Origin of the sequence: Bradyrhizobium sp. I71, assembly GCF_022354745.1 — a bacterium.
Taxonomy (GTDB): domain Bacteria; phylum Pseudomonadota; class Alphaproteobacteria; order Rhizobiales; family Xanthobacteraceae; genus Bradyrhizobium; species Bradyrhizobium liaoningense.
In genome coordinates, this window is sequence record NZ_CP059398.1 from 3,376,439 (window position 1) to 3,397,904 (window position 21,466).

Genomic DNA, 21,466 nt, shown 5'->3' on the forward strand with positions numbered 1-21,466 from the left:
TGCACCTCCGTCGTTGCAGCAATCAAGCTTCATCCCATCAGGCCTTAGCCGGAATTGGAGGGATCAGCTGGTCCTGCACTCTCGCGCATGCTGGGCGCTGAAGCGCTTGATCAGCCGCGGCACAATCAAGGCGATTCACGCCTTCCACGGCGCGCGAAATGATGGGCCGCCCGCTCTTTCCGGCAGAGCAGGTTTTCAGGCCGGCCCGCTGCAATTCGCCCCGGCGCACCCTATCTGTTGCCGGCCTCTCCGCCCTCGCCCGCTCACGACGAATGAAGTGCCAATGACCGAACAGACGCTCGCCGCGCCGATCGACGACCAAGGGAAACGCCAGCGCGGCTTCTCGCGCTACCAGGCGCTCCTCATCGCGCTGCTGGCGTTCACGCAGTTCACGATCATCCTCGACTTCATCATCATGTCGCCGCTCGGCGCCATCCTGATGCCCTCGCTCGGCATCACGGCCGGGCAGTTCGGCGTCGCGGTGTCGGCCTACGCATTCAGTGCGGGCATTTCGGGAATCCTCGCCGCCGGCTTCGCCGATCGGTTCGATCGCAAACGCCTGCTCCTGTTCTTCTATGTCGGCTTCACGCTCGGCACTGCACTCTGCGCGGCCGCGCAGAACTACCATGTGCTGCTGCTCGGCCGGATCGTGACCGGATTGTTCGGCGGCGTGATCGGCGCGGTCGTGCTCGCCATCGTCACCGACTTGTTTCCGCTGCACCTGCGCGGCCGCGTCATGGGTTTCCTCCAGACGGCGTTCGCCGCGAGCCAGGTGCTCGGAATTCCCGCCGGGCTGTTTCTCGCCAATCACTGGAGTTGGCATGTCTGCTTCGTTGCGATCGTCGTGGTGTCGATCGCAGCGATCGCAATCATCGCCGTCGTGATGGAGCCGGTCGATGCGCATCTGAAACTGAAGCAGGACAAGAACCCGTTCCACCATCTGATCGCGACGATCGGTCAGCCACGCTATACGCTCGCCTTCGCCGTCACGACGCTGCTGGCAACGGGCGGTTACATGCTGATGCCGTTCTCCAGCGCCTACACCGTGCACAATCTCGGCATCGACATCACGCATCTGCCGACGATCTATCTCGTCTCCGGCCTGTTCAGCATCGTCACGGGACCGCTGGTCGGACGTGCCAGCGATGCGTTCGGCAAATATCCGACCTTCGTGTTCGGCTGCGCGATGACCGTGGTCATGGTGCTGATCTACACAAATCTCGGCCACGTCTCGCTGGCGACCGCGATCCTCGTCAACGTCCTGATGTTCGTCGGCATCTTCTCGCGGATGATCCCGTCGCAGGCGCTGATGTCGGCGATCCCCGACGCGAGCCAGCGCGGCTCCTTCAGCGCGGTCAGCGCCTCGCTCCAGCAGCTCTCCGGCGGGCTCGGCTCGGTGCTCGCCGGCGCGATCATCGCGCAAGCGCCCGACGGCTCGCTGATCCATTTCGACCGGATCGGCTACGTCGTCGTCGCGACGACGATCATCACGCTGGTGATGATGTATTTCGTGCAGAAGGCGGTGGCGGAGCGGGCGGGGAAGCAGGTGGTGTGAGGGCACCTTGCCGCAGCAGCAGCCCGGCTCCCAGATCAGCCGCCGCCGAACTTGGATGGATCGTCATAGGCGGGAGGATCATCGTGGTCGGTCCGCAGACCGCCGGGAACGGAGTCGTCGCGATAGATGCGCACGCCATTCGGAGTGACATAGACTGGAGCCGTGGCCTGGCCCGGCCGAACGATGACATGTCGCAACTTGTGATGCCCTCTTGCGGCGGCGTTCGCAGAAGCACACAGACCGATCAAGAGGCACAAGAAGACGGACGATCCCAAGACACAGCGCATTGCACTTTCTCGGCTCATGGCCCAATGCCAACGCAGCACTCTGAAAGGGCTTATCTATCTGGATCTGTTTGCGATCCTCGACCGATAGGTGACTGCTGTGTACCAGTCGAGTGTACCGCAGGCAACAGTTACAGACACAATCTATAGTCGCGACCTACATGGCTCGGTCTTGTCTGAAACTATACGTCGTTACAACGGGAGCAGGACCCCAGGTCACCGTTCGTATTCACAAGCGGGCGGGCCGGCCATAACTTAGTTACAAACTTCAACACTTTCGCCGGTGTGGGTGTTCGCATTACCGCCCCTACGAAATTCCAATCGACAACCTTTGGACACTGGCCGGCAGCCGGCGCTATTGCAAACAATCTGTCCGCTCGACTGTGGCTTCGCGGGCGTAGCCTCGATCTTCTTACGCTCCGCGTCCCGCTTCGTCACATCCTCACGCGTGGCGACCGGCTTCTTGTCCTGGGCCTTCTCGCATTCATTATCGTCGTTGACGCGATAACCAGCCCGACATGCGATCTTCACGCAGGCATCGCCATCGGCCTTGAAACCGTGATCGCAGACCAACGGGCAGACCCGCCCTGGCTTGGCCTTGATCGCATCGAGCGCATCGAAGCTCGCAAGCGTCGTGTCGAGCTTCGTTCCCGCATACTTGTTGAACAACGTCAGGGAGCGCTGTGACTTGGCGCTCCACTCACCGTTCTCCGCATTGGCAAGACAGCCGACCCGGCGAAGTTCGGATTGCACCGACGAGGCGAGTTGTTGCGGCGACTGCGCCGGGGCGGGGGAAGGTGTCGGTGATGGCAGGGCAGCAATCCTCGGATCGGCTTCGGGGATGCCCTTCTTCTCCGCAGCCTGCTTGTCGGTCAGAGCCTTTGCGACAGCCGCCTCTATCTCCTTCCGCCGTTGCTCTGCTGCTGCCGCCTTCGCTTCTTCGAGTTCCTTGGTTTTCTCAGCGGCGAGCCGTGCATTCTCGGCGGCCTTGGCCGTAGCGGCCGCCTTGTCCTGTTCGGCCTTCTTTGCACGGTCAGCGGCAAGCCGCGCCTTGTCTTCTTCAGCCTGCCGTGCCTTCTCTGCGGCCACTGCGCGAGCTTCCTCCGCCGCGATCTTGTTGAGTTGACCCTTTGCGAGGCCTGCGTAGAAGCCCTCAGGATACTGAACGAGGAAAACAGTCCAGCCATCCCGAGTGCCGAGCTGCAGGGCAAGCTCATAGTTCCGGCGAATAGCGTCTTCCGGGCTTGCCTGAGGGCCGGTTGCTGTCGGCTTCGCTGCCACAAGCGGCACGTCATCGCCGCCGAGCGAACCGTAGACATAGGGTTCCTGCCTGTAGCTGGTGTTCTTCAAGACATCATCGCGGACGAAGCCAAACGCCTTGCGCAAATCGAGACCGGGCGTCGGCAGCCGCTCAACAAGAGCTGCGGCGAATGGGCTATTCTTGGCATCGCCATCCGAGGCCGTTGATCCCGCCTTGGCGGCAAAGGCGATCATGGTGTTGGGGCTTGTCGGCTCAATCTTGGCCAGACCGCGCCCGATAGCGCGGGAGGCCACGGTGCGCTTCATGGTCTTGGCGAACGGGTTGTCGCGGCAGGCATCGAGGATGACGAGGCGAAGCTGCTTCGCAGGCTCCACGGCGAACAGAGCGCGGTCCAGCGCCACGGTTTCATCGAGCACGTCGCTGTCGGTCTCAAGCGCCGCATCAGTCGGGATCAGGTAGTTGGTCCCGTCCAGCTCAATGCCATGACCGGCGTAGTAGATGACTGCGACCTCCGCATCACGTACGCGGCTGCCAAACTCACGCAGGGCCTTACGCATCTCCACGCCATTGAGATCGGTCCGGACGTCAATCAGATCGAACCCGGCCTTCTTGAACATGCCTCCGACCAAGGCGGCATCATTGGCGGGGTTGGCGAGCCGGGGCACACTCTTGTAGGCGGAATTGCCCATCACCAACGCGACACGGCGTTCGGCATGGGCCGAACCGCACGTCAGCCAGATAAAAAAGAACAATGAAAACCAACGAAACGTGCCCATCGTCGCCCCGAATAACACCCGTACAGCGTATCCAAAGACTGTCGCAAGGCAAGTTCCGGCTCTGTGACGCCAGTCACCTTAGCTCTCTGATTGTCCCCATTCGGATAGAAGGCATCGCCTACCGGGCCGCAACGAGTGCCGGGCCGGCATTCCCGGCGTGGCTACTCGGGAGGTTCTATCCGTTCAATCCGTGAAAGGCCGAGGACGCCATTAGGGAGACACTGATCAGAGCGGAGGCGGCAGACTTCAAGATCGACCGCGTCGTCGCGGATCATGGCGTCTCGGTGATCAGCACTCGCCTCGCAGAACGCCCTGAGGGCAAGCGCCTCTTCGACATTCTCCGCAGCGGGGACGTTCTCGTCGTTCGCTGGATCGACCGCCTCGGACGCAACTACGGCGACGTTTGCGACACCATCAGGGAGTTCACTTCCGCAGTCTCATCCCCACGGGCACACGCAGCACCACGCCCACCGCCTTGTCGGTCAGGTCAGCGGGAACGCGCTTTCGGAGGTAGTGAACGGAGGAGCCGTCGCGGCGGATAGGAGAAGCCATTCGCAGAAGCATGTGTCCCGTCTCTGTGTACCAGTTGAGACGGTCGATCACCCTTGAATAACAGGGACTTCAGCGAAATCAACAACATCGCCGAGCGATGGTGCCCAGGAAAGGATTGCCCGGCCGGCCGTCTTAGTCGCTGACATCACTAGAGAATTTTGCTAGTTTTGCAAGCCATGTTACGCATGTCAGTTGCACACTTGCACGAGCGGCTTGACCTATCTCAGAGGGGTGGAACAGTTCGCCCTCGGATTGCTCGGTTGGCCGGTGGTTAACGACGGGCGCGGCCGGGGCTTCGTATAGCGCAGCACCAAATCCCGGCGCCGGTGAGTTGTATCCGAGTTGCGACTGTGGTCTTGCGTCGTGGTAATCACCCGCCAGCTTCGAAGCGCGACAATGAAGACGTTCCGCATGGCTTTGCCTGGCGCAATGTAGCTAAGGCGCTGGTCTTCGGCTTGCCGTGCTCGATCATCCGCCCTTCGCTCACCCCGGATGCCCCGCGCACGAACGGACAGCTTTCCGGGTCCCTCGAGCGTGACCACTTCTTTGAAGTCATTCAGCGCCGTGACGCCGTGCTTCCGACACAGATCCAAGTTTCCGACGTCACCGGGTTGTTATGGGCTGATATCGAGAGCCACCCTGATTCCATATTCGGATTTCCGAACCAGTGTACCACCGATACGCCTGAAGGCCGATCTCAGGCCGCGAAAGGCATAGTCCCAAGACCCTCCACGCAAGACATGTGTTGGGCACTCTGAAAGAACCCGAGCGGCTGTGTCACGCTTTCGAGCATCATGCTCTTTAAAATAGCAATCTTCGACCCATTGAAGAACGTTGCCAGCGGTGTCGTGGAGGCCAAAAGCATTAGGCAAGAAAGCACCGACGCGGGAGGTAAACACATAACCGTCGTTGCAGCTGTAAGTGATACGACGGCCGCTCGCTTGCGAATATGAGTAATCCCCAAAATTCGAGTAACTGCAGGTGTCCGAAATATCAAAGGGATAAGGATAGTAGTAGGCGCTCGTCTGTCCGCGAGCGCTGTATTCCCACTCGGCTTCGGTAAGAAGCCTATATTTTTGCCCTGTTTTTGTCGAAAGCCAATTCGCATATGCCTTGGCGTCATTCCAATTGACGCAAGTGACCGGATCGAGACCACTTTGGACAAATCCTGGATCCTTCCAAGATTTGCCCGGCTTCACGCCCCATTGAAAGTTTGTCATGACATTGCAGGATTCTTCCGGGATATACTGCGCATCTTTAATGAAGATGGAATATTCCTCGACTGTGATCGGGAATTTGCCGACTGCAAACGCGCGCTGAACGTCAACCAGGCGTTGCGGACTCTCATTGTAGTTCTCATACCTTATTACGTCTTCGCTGGTCGATCCCATCAATGACTGCCCAGGAGGCACAACTCTCATAACGGGGCAAATTGCACAATCTTTGAAATCCACTCCAGGCCCCAGCTGACAGTCCGCCTTCCCAACAGGACAAATTAGATACCGCGCGAAGGAAACGGATTGCTTAGTAGTCCTTATGGCAGTCTGCGTTTCGGTACGAGCTTCCGGCGGCCGCAACCGCACTTCTGGTTCCTTGGCGGATTTTGGACTGACCGAGGCTTCAGACCAAACCTGACTGGCAATTTTGCTGTTCTCGAGAATCTTAAGAATCGGGACCCCGGAATTGAAACCCGATTTATCTGGTGACGGTGGAAAACCTTGCGTGTGAATACCAAGCAGCTCGAAGGTAATCTCATCGTAAATTGGCGCGCCAGAACTTCCCGGGAGGGTGTCGCACCGATGGCGCACTTCGGAAAGACTGAACGACCTTTTATCGACCATCAGACAATCTCTGCGGGTCACACGCATTGGCTGAGCAAGGGGATGATGGATTATCGCGAGATTTAGGGAGGGTAGTATCGGCTGCTTCCTAATCTTCGGCTTATCGAAAATACCCGCTATGGGCTCAGCTAGCGTGATGATCGCATAATCTATGGAAACGTCATGCTCAACAGGTGGAAGAATTACCTTGAGTACAGTGCCTTCGCCATCATCAACTTCCGTTCCGAAAAAGCTTCGCCTTAATTGTACCGCTGCCAACGCATGAAGCTCATCCTTGGCGCTATAAAAACAATGGGCTGCTGTGAGCAAATATTTTTCGGTAATCAAAATACCGGAACAGGCCTCTTGCCGTCCATTTGTCAGCTGTATATCGACTCGGACGACATCTAGCGAAGCCCTCTGTACGGGGTGCGGCGGCAGAAATTTTGAAACCGGTTCATAGTTTGGATTTGCGGGATTAGACAGGCTTTCGTAATTCGTACTTTGGGGTGGGATGAAGTAAGCTCTCCCGAATTGGCCGTCGGGAATGCTCAACATAGGCTGCGCCACCGCCGGCTGCGATCCGACGACACACATCAAGATCGAAATAAGGAGCCAGCATTTTGCGCGATTAAAAAATCCCTTGAACCGTGAAAATCGTGAAATCTCTAAGCAGAAAGAGCTCGAGTCAGACTGCGCACATTGTTTCCGTTGGCCTTTCACGATACTCACCTATCTAGGCTTGTAAGTATCTGGCCCAACTCGAAGCGTGGTCGGCTGCGGTTTTTTAGCAGGGTCTGCGGAGGCAGCTGCGCTGCTAGCCTGCTCCGGATTGAAGCAAAGGTTAGTTCCGTTACCGGAGGGGCAGAGACAATACGCTCGTACGGTCAGCGTTCTCACGGGCTTCATTTCATTTATCATGTCCCAAGCGAGTTTTGTACACATCTCAGGATTTTCGGTCTGAAGCTGACTCGTCGATTGTAGGGACCAAAGGCTGGTAGCTTCGCTCTTTGGCCCGTTGGCGGGCGGTGTTACGAAGAACAAGAGCAACAAGGTTGTTGGAAATGCCGCGACTTTCGCAGCGGTAGCGGCAGTTGCGGCTGTAACAGTTGCAGGGTCCAAGGCGTCTCTCCATCACAACATCATTGTAGGGGCACTCGTTGATTTCTGATTGCTTGCTCAATCTGCTGAAGGTCAGATCGAGCTTCTTGAGAAATCGTCGCCGTAGATGTGACTAGAGCTCTCCCTGCATTTTTCGGCGAACCGGGCCCACCGATCGGCAGTGTCACGGCCACGATTTTCTCCACCGAGGGCTTGGCCGTCAGATTGATGTTGAGAGTTTCTTGAAGTTGGTAGTAACCGGACAGATTTAACAAATCTGTGCCTGGAGGGGAGGTGTACGTGTAGCCACTACTGCCGCTGAACTTAATTAGCACATCCGATGAGAAGCTCGGCTTATCGATTCTCGATCCTGTCCGCTGCATCGCTGCGACCGAATGATGGAGCCACTTCTGAATCCCAAGATACTTGGTCAAAGCATGATATGAAGGTGCTTCGTATTCACAACGCAATTTATCGTCGTCAATGAGCTTCGCTGAATCAAACGCAAAGTCGACGCTGCCGGTCCTTTCTCCTCTCATATCCAACGAATAGCCATTACCGCCTCCGATCACCCACGTAACGAAACGTGCGGCTCCAGAAGTCGCTGGAGACCTTCGCGTGAGCCCAGCGCCCGGCTGTATGTCCGCATCCACCTTGGGATTGAGAGTGACCTTTATTGTCCATCCGCGCGCGTCGAACTGCCTCGGATCAGTGACTCCATCGAAGGCCCTTAGCGAATGCTGCAATTCACATGCTACGTGAAGTAGGATCTGCTGCTGAGGCATTGCCCAGTCTGGAGGCAAATCAGGCATGATCGCACAAGCGGAAGATAAGAGGGACGAACCCAAAATTAATAGCGCTCGACAAAGCATAATTCAGCTCCGGCGCGAAAATCAAAATACGGGGTCAATTGGACGTAACGTTCCCGGTCTTCGTCAAGGGGCTGTGAGAAAAAATCGCCGGTGTTGCGTTCTCGATACGCATCCAGCCGGAGAGCTTCGAATCTTGTGGCTTGAGGGAGCGGCCGGGATATGCTAGTTGTAGGTCTATTGCCTTGACGCCCTAAGTTGCCAGCATGCGTTGTTATCGAAAACGCATTACTCATAGCCCGTGGGTAGGAGGGCACATGAACCTTGCAAGCTGGAAGATTTTGCTGCCGGCTCTTAGTTCAGTTCTTTTAATGGGCGCCAGTTCGGCGAATGATCTACCGGATCCGCCTCCATGTAATTCGTGCTTTATTGGAAAGTTGCTGCTGAAGGACAACCCGGCCGACCTCAGCGGGACAACAAAACTCCTAGGCGAAGACCTTTACTTCGTCGACTCCGACAATTTTGTCTGGAAAGCTGGAAAGGGCGACACAACGGACGGCGCCACAATACCTGACCTGCTCAAGCCATTTGTTGGCGAATCATTTGAACCTGACTTTCTTCCCGCGGCCGTCATTCACGATCACTACACTCATAGAGCACATCGAGTGAGGTCCTGGAGGGACACCGCGCGAGTTTTCTATCAGGCGATGTTGGTCAATAACGTAAATATAGTGAAAGCAAAGACGATGTATTTTGCGGTCTATGCTTTTGGCCCACATTGGGGAGTTTTGGCAAAGGGCGTGCCTTGCGGAAAAAACTGCGTTTTTACCGCGCCGGTGCAGCTGAGTGCTTCGGCAGGCGGCAGAGTCGTTACTAGCGCTCCGATCACTTTGGCCGACGGAAAAGTTTACGCCGAAGAAGGTGCCAATTTTTCAACAGATCATTCGAGTGAGCTGAAGCAAGTCGAACAGAAGATCAAGCTAAGCGAACTTCGCGGCACCCCGCTCTCTTTGAAGGACCTTGAGTTTCTGGCCGCGCTGAGCCATGGCGAAAACGTTTTCCTCGTGAGCGAATAGCGACTCAGGCATATCGATTGGGGTCACTCTACAGGGAACGCAATAGAGCAAGATGGAGGCAGGCAATGAGGTTGGCGACAACGTTAACATTCATTCTTCTTGGCTCGACCGCTGCAAATGCGCAAACATCTCGAGATATGGCTCTGACACCAAGCCTCGAGACGCGGCAGGCCATCGAAGCGATCACACCGCGAAATGAAGGTTCCTCGAAGAGTCCCCGAGCTTTCAAAGAGCTGAAGATCGATTCTAAGACTGGTCGTCCGAGTAACGAGTCCACCAATTCGGGGGCAGACGGCACGGTGGCAATCGCGGCGCAGGACACCATGATTGTTCAGTTTCAACCCGACACTACTCAGTCTCAGATTGATGATTACGTAAAAGTAAACAAGTTCGAGGTGGTAAAGACCTTTCCTACTCTTGGCGCCGTTCAAATTCGAACTGATCTCAGCCGCTTTTTTCAACCCAAGCTCACCGACAACAGTGCGAATGACGCTGTGATAAGGGGCCTCTTGGATGCTAGCGCGCAATTCAAGAAAGATCCGCGAGTCCGAGAGGCGACTCCTGATTTGGTTCTACGGGGGCAGGCCGACGTCGCCAATTTCATGATCGCGACCAACGTGGCCGATCAAACCGACGCGACGAGGCTTGATTGGGGCATCAAAGATATAGAGGCAGACCAGTTGTGGGCTTTGGAGGGCGCGTCCGATGGAGCTATCTTTGGTGTCATGGATGTCGGCTTCGGGCGACACCGCAATTTGGTTTACATCGACCTCTTGAATTCGACGCCGATTGAAGATCATGGCACCCATGTTTCAGGCATTGCCTGCGGACGCGTGAAAGAGGCGACAGGGATCAATGGAGTGATTCCCAATTGTTTGATCCGAGCGAGGTACGGGGATGTCTTCTTTGAAAGTGTACAGCCAGGGCAGGTAACAAAGTTTTTCGCATTATTTAGTCAAATACTGGCTTCTTTGACGAGCTTTGTAGATAGTTTCGACGACGTTTCTGTATTCAACATCAGTTTAGGATACAACTGGATCAGTAATTTCGGCATAAATCCCGACAATCCGGAATCTAGTCAATGGAGATCGCTCGTTGAAATCCAAGGGCCGCTCCTTGTGACGCTCCTCCAGAATGCCGAGAAGAAGGGCAAGATCATCTTCTCTGCAGCTGGCAACGACAGTGCCGGCCTCACTCCGCCTATCGACGCAAAGTACGCGAGCCCCTTTAACTGGGCCGCGATCACAGCCAGGGAATTAGGAATAAAGAGCGGCGTCATAGTTGAAGCGCATGACAAGTTGGGAAAGCGAGCGCCGTTTTCAAATACCGGCGGCCACATCTCTTGCCCTGGGGTCAATATTCTTAGCACAGTTGCTTTCAACGCTCAGCGGCAGCCAACTAAGAGCGCGTATGGAGAAATGAGCGGCACATCGATGGCGTCGCCATATTGTTCTTCCGGCTTAGTGTTGTTTCGCCTTGTCCAGAAGAACTACTCCGGACAAGAGGCGCTCGAATGTATCCTAGCAAGCGGTGTGAAGTCCGATTCCGGCGTTCCAATGCTCAAGCTCAAAGCCGCACTTGCGAAATGCCCTTGATTCAGGTGGCGGCGGAGCAGCTAGGGAATGGGCCTAGTAAGCGGCGCGTTCTGGAGATGCGACGCATCGTCGGAGAATTTGTGCGACACTTGGCGCCCGCACGGGGCTCCGGGCTTGCGCTCGCGTCTCGCTATACCATCATCGTATGCACTCTGCCCCGCGCTTAACTATTGAAACTTAAGTCGGTGTCGGCCTGTAGGTTCGATAGACATCTCAAGTATTCGTTTGACGTCTTACCGCAAGCGTGAGGCATACGCGGCGGGCAACCGGTCCCGGACCGGGTAGGGCTCGGACGTATAAGCAAATCAACGGGGATGCCCGTGGGATTGCGACGGCCAATCTCCACTGCGTTGAATTTACTCCTAGTGTTTTCACTTGGCGAAAGATGGTTCAGTCTTGCTTCGCGACAACTTGCCCGAAGAACACGGAACGAAGTCTCCGCATCATTCGCCACAATCCACAACTTGCAGTTACGCTCTGCGAACCTATTGTGTCTCGAAGGAGCGCACGTCGGAATGCACTTTTTTTATTTGGATGAGACAGGATGCACCGGCGCCGATTTAGCGAGCGCTGAACAACCGATTTTTGTGATCGGCGGCCTCAGTGTTACCGATGAAGGCTGGCGCAAAACCACTCTTGCAGTGAACGCGGCATTCTCAACATTCTTCGACGGAGCTGTACCGGATGGGTTTGAGCTTCACGCGCACGAGCTCGCTTCAGGAACCGGCCCGTTCTCTGGCCGAACACGTGCAGAGCGGAATGGATTTGCCCACACGCTTTTAGACTTAGTCGCAGAGCGCAAGCACGCGGTGCATCTCATCGCAATCGACAAGGCCAAACTATTGGCTTCAACTCTGCAAAACGATCACGCGAAAATAGATTGCAAGATTCCATATCTTCTAGGATTCAACTATCTAATAACATACATCGAAAAATACGTCCGCGAGCAGCTAGGGCGCTCGGCACGAGGGATGATCATACTTGACCACAAGGAGATGTTTCAGCCACAGATCGATAGTCTGACGCATTACCGGCGGTACGAAATTCCCCAAGCGCGACAGCTCAAATGGATCGTAGAATTCAGCTATCCAGTCGACTCGACGAAACATCCCTTAATACAACTATCCGATCTCGTGATTTTCTTGGCCAGAAAGTTCTTGGAGTGTGAGGGTGGATATCGGGACGAGTGGCCCGTGGAAGCAAAGAACTTCTTTGCTGCCTGTTATGAAAAAGTCCACGAAAGAACTTACCGAACGACGCTCGTTGAATCACCTGGTGTCGAGGAAAATGTAGTCCACTCGTTTCTCTCGGAATGCCAAGCGACTCATCGCGCCCAATGGCGACAGCGATACGGACTAAAGGAATCACAGAATTAGTCTCGCAGTGATCCAGAAGCAGCGTCCCACGTGGTGAGTGGCAACACACGGCACTCCGATCTCAACAATGCGAGAAGTCGCCGAAACTCAGTGTCGTTCCCGTCATTCTTCCACCGATTCAAAAATCTGCATACGACTTGCAAATTTCCGATCGAGTAGTGCCCGCTGCTATCAATGCGATCAAGCGAGCACAAGAGCCTCCACATCGGCCTCGACTGCATCGAACTGCAACTCCAACCCAGAAAGGGCACATCTACCATTCTGCCTTTCGATCAGATCCTCGATATAAGCAACAAGGTCCTCGAAACCAATGTCCAAGTCCTTTCGTTTGACCGTTCTTTCAACAATTTGACCTTTCGAATAATCGGCTGTCTGAGCGGCCACCTTTGCCATACGCAAAGCGGAAAGCCCGCGGGCCTCGCTTCCCTCCATTTGCGCCAGCTTCTCGGGTAATCCACCCATTGCCCGCTTCAAGATGGCATCGTGTTCTTCCAACGATATCCGCCTGACGCCCGGCTGGAAATATCCGCGTCGGCTTCCACCGACCTCGAGATATCCATACGTGTCAGATTTGAAAGGCACTGGCGTATCGAAGGGGCGATAGCTAAGCACCTCGCAGACCATCCTATCTCTATCGGAAACGTCCGAAGTGACTGAGCCAACGACTCCCGCTCCAAAGTAGACAGGCAGTTGCCGACCACGAAGCTTCTTTCGACCGCGATAGTAGATGAAGTTCTCACCGGGTTGTATGAGCGTTCGATATCGTCGGGGAAATTGATACGAGATCCCAGTTTGATCGGCGTACCGTATACCCGATTCGGTAAACTGACTTTCAGCAAAGACCAAAGGCATCGGATTAATCTCACCGTTCGAAACGAACGTGCAGTTAAGTTAAGTCATGTACCGGCCGAAAGAAGGATATCTTTCGTAGTGAACCGCGTAGTTTTGCAGAATCTCAAGCGATGCTTCGCGGTTCTTGTGAAGCTTGAACGGTAGGTCACGATGAATTTTGACTATCGGGTTTCTTCCCAATTTTTGATCAATCTCTAACTTCTCGCGAAGAGACAAATCTGGGACATGAATTTTATGTATTGTGTTCCAGTCGGGAGAAAAGAAAGCCCACTCAGCGATCTTTGTACGCTCAAGAAAATCGTGCTCACCGGCAACTGGCAGGATAATCGCTGTCACTGTTAACATCTGGTGACCGTCGGAATACTTGTTGATTGCGAGAGGCACGATCCGCGAACGGGGCCGCCCCGACATTCCCTTTACGGCAACAATCCTGACGGCCTCCAACAAGAGATTGGGAAGATCATCTTGGCGCATACGCTGACTGTCGAACCCTGCGGGCATCAGGGCGCCCAATTGATTCGACAATCTTTGAAACGCCTCTTCTCGAATCTTTTCTAGAATATCAACGTTTGTACCTTCATCGGTTTCTGTAGGCGCAAGCGGTCGTCCCATGAGCGTTTTCACGTCCGCATTAAGTGTGATCTTAACAACATCAAAGTCGGACATTTGAGCGACTAGTGACTGAAATTCCGTTAGCTGGCTGCCCCTTTTGTTAGCTGCTGCGTAATCGAGCCACACAATAAAGTTCGGATAGTTGCGACTTTCGCAGAGATTTCCGAAGTCATTGATAAAGTCGTCGCTGGATTTTTGAAGACATTGAATCCAGGAAAGCGGCTTGTTGAAGAGCTGCCTCCCAAACGTCGTTTTGTCGCTCTCGATACAAAACAAATCTCTTATGCCGAGCCTATGATTTGCGATCTTGAGATCCTCCATAAACTTGCCGCCCATCGACGCGTAAGTATATCGCGACAGGTCCTGCCGAGGGACGCCTGGCTTAAGTCGGCTCAAGAGTTCGAAGAATAGTTCTCGCTCGATGAACTTATTGAGGCGAAGGTGATAGGCTACGCTTTCTCCACTCATTTCCGGCGCCCCGCTTCAGCATGAACGCGGTCAAAGCATTTAGCGCCAATTTCCGCAGGAGACACGTCTGGGGTATCGTAAAGATATCGCGACACAGTTCGGATACGAGAGATTGGGCGCGAAAATGCTATTCTCTTGTTCGTAGATTCCGATACCGGAAGAGGAAGATCAGGCTTCCATTCCTTGACGTCTCCATACGCAGACATTCTCGGTACGACTTTGAGCTTATCGTCGGGAACGTTCTCCCTCAAATTATGAATAGCGACCGGGCTCGTTGCTGCAAAGAAGTCGTTCGTTTCGCCCTCGTTACCTTTCCATTTATTTGTGAAGACCGTGTACTTCTTCAGCGCGACAGCAATTAGTTCGAGCACGGTCAAGTAAACGTCGGAGCCCGTGTCAAGTCCGTGCTTGGTTGTCGTTAGGGGGAGTTTTGACGTATCCTTGCTTTTGAAGAATACGATACCCGAAATGCAGATGAACTGATTGTGGAAAGACGGCACTCCTCGAGTTCCCCAACCCACAAGGCGAGACTTATCCTTGAACAGAACGACTCTGTCATTGCAAGCGACTGAGATGCCCGCTTCCTCACGCGAGCGCGGGCGCAGATTCTCTCCCTCCACTTCATTTTCTTTTGCGAGCGGCCGATAAAAGCCGATCATTGCTTCAACCTGCACATCCCCAATCTGAGCTTCAAGAACATACGGACTGATAAGGGCAGTCTCCTTTTTCGGAAACTTGTCTGGGAAGAGAAGTGAAAAATCGGCTGCTTGGATGTGTTCCCCGTTTACGATGACCTCGAAACCTTTGTCCAAAATGAACGAGAAGAACCCCGATATCTTCTTCTTGAGATCATCGATAAACGAGGATGCTTCGGGGTCGAACTCAGACTGCACCGATTTGAGCAGTTTCGTTACGCGAATGACTGTTCCCGCCTCTTTGAGATCCTCTTCAGCGTCTAGAACCGGCAATTGCCAATCCGAGTCGTCGGCCATCCAGTTCGAGTCGATAGGCACAGAGAAGCTCGACTCTGAATTGCGCGTTGTGATTACGCAGTGCCGGCCCATCTTGAAGATGGCGCGCTTCATACCTACACCGTACACTCCAATCGACTCGATATCTTCGCTGGCATCTCCCGCTTCTCGACCAATACGAAAGGCATAAGGAACCCTCGACTCGGGTATCCCTCCGCAGTTATCTTTTATTTCGAAGAGGTCCTTATTCGCGGTAATCGAAGCAAAGAATCCCGCGTAGGGCTTCTTTTTAGTGCTGCCCCTCCTCGACCGTAGGATCCCATCGATGCAGTTGTCCAGCAGATCGAGGATTGCGTCCCCAAGCTCGATATCGCGCGTGATCATTTCCACGAAGAATTTCTTTGTGGGGGATGCCGATACTGATTTCTTTGCCATGTCGCTAAACGCCCTTCCTCAGCTGAGGGTAAGCTATCCGAACTTTCCGGACCGTTGCAACCCCGGCGCGAATCCGATAGTCGCTGAAACTCGCTTGGGGATTACTAGCCACCGATGAGTTTGCCGCCTTCTGTTTTTGAGAAACTCAAATGCCATCCGAGAAAACTTTAGTCATAGACTATCTCTGGGATTTGCTTGCGGAGGAGGGGCAAGGTCGGCGTGTCGTTGATCGAGATGACGTTGTACAGGCGATAACACATTGCAATGCACAATTTGGGTTGAAGCTCTCGACGGGAAATCCCGCAAACTTCATGAAGGACGTGGTGCGAGGTGACAATGCCAGCGACCATTGGCCGCCTCGACTGACCTCGATGAGAATTGGTGCCCGTCAGCGACCAAGCGGCCGTAGAGTTTTTGAATTTGTCGATTTCCTAGAAGGACAGAACGAACCTTTTCCAAACCGATATATGCCAGATCCGTCTCTTCCTGTTCTTCCTATCGAAGCGGTCAGCCTTTCACTGGCTAAACGAAGCTTGGGTCGACAAGACGAATCTTGGCTCGTCCAGGTCGCAGTAGAACTTCGTATTATTCAGACGCACCTCGCAACACATTCCAAACAGGATGTTGAGGAAGTCAGCCACCTTCAAACCGGAGTCAAACTAGGCTCCTCGGAGATCGACAGCTTGTTCCTGGCGCATCTTCGAGATCACGATGGCACATTGACGAAAGCCCTAGTTACTTGCGAAGCGAAGCAAGAGGGACAACGAATTCTCGACCATCAGATCATAGAGCAAGTAGTTGCAGCGAGCAGATCAGTTAGACTTGCTGGCATTGATATAAGCCTGATTATTCCGTTGGCCATAAAGGCAATGGACGGAAGCCGCATCTATATTGCGGAATTTGAACCGTGGACGATAGCAATGTCTGATCTTCCCGAAGATCAACTACCCGGCCTAAACCTCGCGTCGGAGGCTCTGTACAATCTCATTCCTCCGGTCCCTGGCATCGGGCACAAGAATCCGAAGCGTCCTCGAAGAAATCGTCAGATACCGCTAACCGACAACTGATTCTCGATTTCGATTTGACTACGCTTCTTTGCTCCACTCTTTTGATTTCTCTTGCCTATGGGCGGAGCGACCCCCCAAAACCGAGCAGCTTCCGCCATATCGAGGTTCAAAAGTTGAGGATCTCCCAGAGCTATTGCCGCCCTCGGACGCGTGGGACGTGCGCCCAGCGCCTTGATAATACGCCGCGCAATTTCCATAGCCAGCAATGGAGGAACCGAATTTCCGATTTGCCTTGCTCCATGCCATTTCGTTTGGTGGAAGCGAAACCAGTCTGGAAATCCATGAAGACGCGCCATTTCCCTCACGGTGATACAACGAGCGAATTCGTAGTGGAGTGGCCGAGGGCTAGTAAATGCTCCTCGGGATGCATCTGTACCGGCACGCAAGGTATTGGATACACCGCGGCGAGGCAGTTTGAAGAATCGAGAAATTGGCTCGACCTCTCCTTCTCGCGTGGCCTTGAACCTGCGCCGACTAATATCCGAGTGGTCGGTTCGCAGGCTTGACGTCAGAAGTGACGGCACCCATTCGCGTGGATAGCCAAAATAATTGCTCTCATTGTCCAATCCGCGCAGCATCCTCGCGTAAGAAGAGCGTCCTTGCGGCCATTTTCTAACCTTGACCGCATCGGCCTCTAGCAGCTCCAAAAATGTTTCCGCATCCGGCAAGTCGCTCAGCGCATCCTCACAGCTGGGGCCTTCTGGAAGATTCTCCAAGTCTGCGGGAGTGCCGGCCGCTCGTGTTTTATTGGGTGGATACTCCGGAACCTTCAAGCCACGCCGCGCCCCCATCAAGATGAGTCGTTCGCGGTTTTGCGGAACTCCAAAGGAGGCCGCGTTTAGTACCTTCCAGGGCAGCCGCAGTTCGTAACCGGCCGACTCGAACGCCTGGATCAATTCATCGAGGAATGCGCGATGCTTCCCAATTGTTAGTCCTTTGACGTTCTCAAAAACAAAATAGCGGGCCTCAAGCTCCGTTACGATGCGCACGAAGTCTCTGACTAAAGCATTCCGAGGGTCTTCGAGGGCACGCTGACCGATCATGCTGAAACCCTGGCAAGGAGCTCCACCAAACACTACATCAACGGGCCGATCCCCAATCTTTGCCATACGACGAATGTCCGCTCCGGTCAGACTAGAAACCGATTGGGCTATCGTCGCACATTTGGGAAAATTGAATTCGTGAACTGCTGCGTGGACCGGGTCTATCTCAACGGCCGCTACGACATCGAAGCCAGCTTGCTCGAAACCGAGCGACATTCCACCGGCACCGGCAAAAAGATCAATTCCGAGCGGCCTTGCCATTTATCGTCCCCCGAGGTCTTTCCGAGCTTTAGCTGATTTGGAATGTCAAGTCGATCGAAATCGATCAACCTTCCAAAAAAAATTTCAACCGTCTCAGCAGGGGCACTGCATCCTTCGTCTCGCATTGCCAGATTACGCAAGGCGTCCAACCCAGTAGTTCCAGTTGCTCAATCGCAGAGGTGTCTCTCTCCTTGTTCCGATCCAACTTGGCTTGCCAAAAGTCTGTCCTAGATTTCGGCAGCCGGCCTTTTGGGCAGTCGTGACCGTGCCAGAAACAGCCATGAACAAATATTACTTTTCGCCTGACTGGGAAAACTATGTCCGGCTTGCCAGGAAGCCTTGCAGAGTGAAGTCTGTAACGATAGCCCGCGCGGTGAAGTAACTTCCGGACCACCATTTCAGGCCCGGTGTTCTTAGCTCCCACCGATTGCATGATCATCCGGCGTTGCTCTGGGGTACGGGTGTCCATTGTCACATACCGTCGGAGAGGCGAGGGCCCTTCCCCTTCAACCACGTTTCATCTTTCCTAATCTAGTGTCGGTTTTGGCGTTCGAAAAGGACGCAGGCGCTAGTTTCGAAGCGAGACCTGCATCCGCTCTGAGACCGGCGCGGTTTTTTCTAAGGGGCGCAAATTCGAGGGGTGACCTCGCGGCAAAGTACATCCGATTTCCCCCCGTCCCATGAGTCAACTTCTGAGTACCGCAACAGGTCACTCGGCAATGCGCCCCTCTCTGCCACCCGATCCTTTTTAGACCATCGAGTACCATCGAGTGAATTACGACGACGACGCTGGATGAGTCGATTTGACTCATGTCACGCCGATTGGCGAGCGAATCCCACGTCGATAACAATGGCGTCAACGCTCGTTGACTGAGTTCTTCGCTGCCCGACTAGTTTTGAGGTCACTCACGCGAAGGGTGACCTCGTGACGGCGGCGTTCGTATTTCCCCCCGTACCCCTCTCCTGCCGCTGATCACGTGGCCTCTTCAGTCGGCCTCTTTGGAAACGCAGCGCTAACGAGCGGTCCCCGGAGATAGGCGCCTCAACAGATTTGCTACCGAGGACGGATGCCAACGGCCACCACGCGCCGTCATCATCTCGCGGCCATTTAGCTCATTGGCGATGGCCTCCAGCGTGGCCGCACCGCTAGCCCGGATATCCTTCACCACCTCCGCAAGGTCACGAGCGCGTTGGTCCGCGTTGGATGAGACCGTGGCGATGGCCGCCATGTTGCCCTTCCCTGCCCGCCTCAAGGCCGCTGCTCCGTTGGGGTTGCCAAGGCGCTTGACCTTGCGGTGCGTCTTCTGGCCTGTCTCCGCAATCCGCTTGCGGGCCACCCTGAGCGCGTCCGTTGTGCGCCTAGAGATAGCCTGAGCCTCAGCCTGAGCGACCACCGCCAACACACCGATGGTGAGGTCATTGGCTTCGGGCATGTCACAGCAAACAAACTTCACACCGCTATCTCTCAGGGTGAGGGTGAATGATGCTGAGCGAGAGAGACGGTCTAGCTTGGCGATCACCAGCGTTGCGCCAGTGACCTTTGCGTGATGCAGCGCCGCCGCGAGTTGGGGCCGCTCGTTGGTCTTGCCGCTCTCAACCTCAGTGTATTCCCGGATGATCCGTGCACCTCGGCTCCGAGCGAATTCCTGAATGGCTGCTTCCTGAGCTTCTAGACCCAGACCGCTTTTACCCTGCTTCTGCGTCGAAACGCGCCTGTAGGCCACGATCTTCATGCCATCCGCTCCATACAAAACTGCCTAATGGTCGTTAGGCGATTTTGTAACTCGGCGACCCAAACATTTCAGCGAGTCAAATTGACTCACCGCGATCATCAATGGCCGGCGCCCGCAAAAACAAGATTACCGTCTTCTAGGCTCATCGAAGATTTGCCAGAGCGGCGCTGATAGTGCTTTGGCGACGTGCCACAGGCTCACCACCGTCGGGTTACGCTGGCCCTGCTCCAGTCCGCTAATGTAGGCGCGGTCAACACCGACGCGCTCCGCCAACTCGGCTTGCGTTAGGTTGGCGGCTAGCCGAAGCCTCTTCACATTGTCCCCCACAAGCTTTCGCACGTCTTCCGGCATGGGCCGGATGCGACAACTTGTTGTACTTTAATGCGACGCATTATAATGCACATCAAAGGACATCCACATGCGCCGCATAGCCGTTCTAATCGTGTTGCTGCAATTAGCTCCTTCGCACGCTCAATCCCCAGCGGGGGAGTACAGAGCAGCGCTCGAATACTGCGCTGGCCTGAATATGCATGACCTCGATGATGGTATCTCGTCCGCGACAGTCATTGCGCGAACCCTGCTAGGCATTTGCAGGAGGGAGAACCAAAGCCTCTTCGAGCATGCAATGGCGGGGCAATCACGAGCCTTCATTACGGGATACGAAAAGGCTGCAACGGAGCAATTCACAGCCTTTGTCCTGATGCACCGGGCCAAGAAGGCCAGACCCTGACAACACCGCACCTCAAGGAAGCTCCAGGTCCGCTACGTCTTGACGTGACGTGGGCCACGTCCAGTTGATGGATCACCCAAGTGTATTCCCGAGGGCCCCTTTCGCGAGGTAACGAGCCAATGGCAATGTTGGTCTCGCGACATGCAGCTACCCCATCTTAGTCACGCCCTTGCTAGTTCGCTCTAGAGACCTTGCGCCACCATAGAGACCTTCAAAGAAAATGGCATAGTGTCTGCCAGTGCTACCCGCCCAGCCTTGGCGGCTTAAGGAATGCTGCCCCGGGGGGTCTTGTAAGGCCGAGCAAGTCCCGGCATGGGGTGTGCAGCTACACTCTCCTTAGCTCGGAGGGGTCAGCCAGGCTGACCACCACCAAGACCTACCCGGGGGTAACCCGAGCACCTCCCTCACCCCCGATAGTCTATCCTCCCACACCCCAAGTATACCCTAGCATGTCTCCCAGTAACCCCTAAGGGGGTGACGTATAGCCTCTCCCTATGTAATACAAATGCCATTGCGTTTCAGCAACTTGGGCAGCAATACTTGAAATTCGTCAAGTATTCCCTAATTGCATCTGAAGGAGCCGCATAGAGGGGGTTACACAATGAACGAGGAAGAAAAAGAGCTGCGCCGCAGAGCTGAACAGGAATGGAATCGCGAAGCGACCAAAAACCTAAAGCTGGCTGAAGAGCAGCAACTTATCTTTGAACGAGCGTGGGCTGCTGGTTTTTTCGATGGTGAAGGCCATGCCAGTGCTCGCAGCGATGGCGCCTTTGATTGTAGCATCGACCAAGCTTCGAAAGACTTTTATAACCTCGAACGCTTCTGCAAAGCCGTTGGCGTCGGCCACGTGGTCGATTTGCCTCCGCGCAAGAACAAGAAGCAACAGCCCGCTTGTCGGTGGCGAATAACAAACCGATCAGAGCTAAGCACGCTGTTCGATGCAATCGGCATGCTCCTGACTAAATCGAAGCGTGATCAACTCGCAGAGGCACTATCGTCGGCAAGGAGCTCGCTGAAGAGCGCTGGCATAACCGTCGTGGACGTCGCAGCCAGAGAAACGTCGGAGAACTCTGGCAAAGATCGCTGATG

Annotated in this window: 17 protein-coding genes and 1 pseudogene; 7 read left to right on the forward strand and 11 right to left on the reverse strand. The window is 54.7% G+C overall.

Going from position 1 to position 21,466, the window contains the following annotated elements; genetic code table 11:
• Positions 1-283: 283 nt before the first annotated feature.
• Positions 284-1,555, forward strand: a complete 1,272-nt coding sequence (locus FJV43_RS16390; protein ID WP_239628511.1) for an MFS transporter — start codon at positions 284-286, stop codon at positions 1,553-1,555.
• Between the two features lie 35 nt (positions 1,556-1,590).
• On the opposite strand, the gene FJV43_RS16395 is transcribed toward FJV43_RS16390, so the two are convergent.
• Positions 1,591-1,752 carry a hypothetical protein gene (locus FJV43_RS16395; protein WP_239628513.1) on the reverse strand — a complete coding sequence of 54 codons (162 nt, stop codon included), beginning with the start codon at positions 1,750-1,752 and terminating at the stop codon, positions 1,591-1,593.
• A 342-nt stretch (positions 1,753-2,094) separates the two neighbouring features.
• A complete protein-coding gene (locus FJV43_RS16400; RefSeq protein WP_239628515.1) occupies positions 2,095-3,876 on the reverse strand; it encodes a caspase family protein in 1,782 nt (593 codons plus the stop codon).
• 209 nt (positions 3,877-4,085) lie between these two features.
• Here FJV43_RS16400 and FJV43_RS16405 point away from each other — a divergent pair.
• Positions 4,086-4,301 (forward strand): annotated as a pseudogene (locus tag FJV43_RS16405) (recombinase family protein); the annotation flags it as partial.
• Between the two features lie 741 nt (positions 4,302-5,042).
• Here FJV43_RS16405 and FJV43_RS16410 read toward each other — a convergent pair.
• Positions 5,043-6,806, reverse strand: coding sequence for an SUMF1/EgtB/PvdO family nonheme iron enzyme (locus FJV43_RS16410; RefSeq protein WP_239628525.1), 1,764 nt, complete (start codon positions 6,804-6,806; stop codon positions 5,043-5,045).
• Positions 6,807-7,390: 584 nt separating this feature from the next.
• Positions 7,391-8,161, reverse strand: a complete 771-nt coding sequence (locus FJV43_RS16415; protein WP_239628527.1) for a hypothetical protein — start codon at positions 8,159-8,161, stop codon at positions 7,391-7,393.
• A 314-nt stretch (positions 8,162-8,475) separates the two neighbouring features.
• Between FJV43_RS16415 and FJV43_RS16420 the strand changes: the two genes are divergently transcribed.
• From FJV43_RS16420 to FJV43_RS16430, 3 genes are all read left to right on the forward strand, one after another.
• Positions 8,476-9,234, forward strand: coding sequence for a DUF1353 domain-containing protein (locus FJV43_RS16420; RefSeq protein ID WP_239628529.1), 759 nt, complete (start codon positions 8,476-8,478; stop codon positions 9,232-9,234).
• Positions 9,235-9,299: 65 nt separating this feature from the next.
• A complete protein-coding gene (locus FJV43_RS16425; RefSeq protein ID WP_239628530.1) occupies positions 9,300-10,829 on the forward strand; it encodes a S8 family serine peptidase in 1,530 nt (509 codons plus the stop codon).
• 515 nt (positions 10,830-11,344) lie between these two features.
• A complete protein-coding gene (locus FJV43_RS16430) occupies positions 11,345-12,205 on the forward strand; it encodes a DUF3800 domain-containing protein (RefSeq protein WP_239628532.1) in 861 nt (286 codons plus the stop codon).
• 180 nt (positions 12,206-12,385) lie between these two features.
• On the opposite strand, the gene FJV43_RS16435 is transcribed toward FJV43_RS16430, so the two are convergent.
• The 3 genes from FJV43_RS16435 to FJV43_RS16445 all read right to left on the reverse strand — a co-directional run bounded on the left by FJV43_RS16435 (position 12,386) and on the right by FJV43_RS16445 (position 15,543).
• Positions 12,386-12,829: a hypothetical protein gene (locus FJV43_RS16435; protein ID WP_239628534.1), complete on the reverse strand. Its 444-nt coding sequence runs from the start codon at positions 12,827-12,829 to the stop codon at positions 12,386-12,388.
• Between the two features lie 267 nt (positions 12,830-13,096).
• Positions 13,097-14,137: an O-methyltransferase gene (locus tag FJV43_RS16440; protein ID WP_239628536.1), complete on the reverse strand. Its 1,041-nt coding sequence runs from the start codon at positions 14,135-14,137 to the stop codon at positions 13,097-13,099.
• On the reverse strand, positions 14,134-15,543 hold the full coding sequence (locus FJV43_RS16445; RefSeq protein ID WP_239628538.1) for an ATP-binding protein: 1,410 nt from the start codon (positions 15,541-15,543) through the stop codon (positions 14,134-14,136). The genes FJV43_RS16440 and FJV43_RS16445 overlap by 4 nt, the downstream gene beginning before the upstream one ends.
• Before the next feature lie 149 nt (positions 15,544-15,692).
• On the opposite strand from FJV43_RS16445, the gene FJV43_RS16450 reads away from it, so the two are divergent.
• Complete coding sequence (locus tag FJV43_RS16450; RefSeq protein ID WP_239628539.1) at positions 15,693-16,610, forward strand: hypothetical protein; 918 nt, start codon at positions 15,693-15,695, stop codon at positions 16,608-16,610.
• On the opposite strand, the gene FJV43_RS16455 is transcribed toward FJV43_RS16450, so the two are convergent.
• The 4 genes from FJV43_RS16455 to FJV43_RS16470 all read right to left on the reverse strand — a co-directional run bounded on the left by FJV43_RS16455 (position 16,586) and on the right by FJV43_RS16470 (position 19,998).
• Positions 16,586-17,914, reverse strand: coding sequence for a DNA cytosine methyltransferase (locus tag FJV43_RS16455; RefSeq protein WP_239628541.1), 1,329 nt, complete (start codon positions 17,912-17,914; stop codon positions 16,586-16,588). The genes FJV43_RS16450 and FJV43_RS16455 overlap by 25 nt on opposite strands.
• A gap of 64 nt (positions 17,915-17,978) precedes the next feature.
• Complete coding sequence (locus FJV43_RS16460; protein WP_239628542.1) at positions 17,979-18,383, reverse strand: very short patch repair endonuclease; 405 nt, start codon at positions 18,381-18,383, stop codon at positions 17,979-17,981.
• A gap of 544 nt (positions 18,384-18,927) precedes the next feature.
• The gene (locus tag FJV43_RS16465; protein ID WP_239628543.1) at positions 18,928-19,647 is read right to left on the reverse strand and encodes a recombinase family protein; all 720 of its coding nucleotides are present in this window, start codon (positions 19,645-19,647) and stop codon (positions 18,928-18,930) included.
• 126 nt (positions 19,648-19,773) lie between these two features.
• Positions 19,774-19,998 (reverse strand): helix-turn-helix transcriptional regulator, encoded by a 225-nt coding sequence (locus FJV43_RS16470; RefSeq protein WP_239628544.1) that lies wholly within the window; start codon positions 19,996-19,998, stop codon positions 19,774-19,776.
• Positions 19,999-20,978: 980 nt separating this feature from the next.
• Between FJV43_RS16470 and FJV43_RS16475 the strand changes: the two genes are divergently transcribed.
• Positions 20,979-21,464, forward strand: a complete 486-nt coding sequence (locus FJV43_RS16475) for an LAGLIDADG family homing endonuclease (RefSeq protein WP_239628545.1) — start codon at positions 20,979-20,981, stop codon at positions 21,462-21,464.
• The last annotated feature ends 2 nt before the right edge of the window (positions 21,465-21,466 follow it).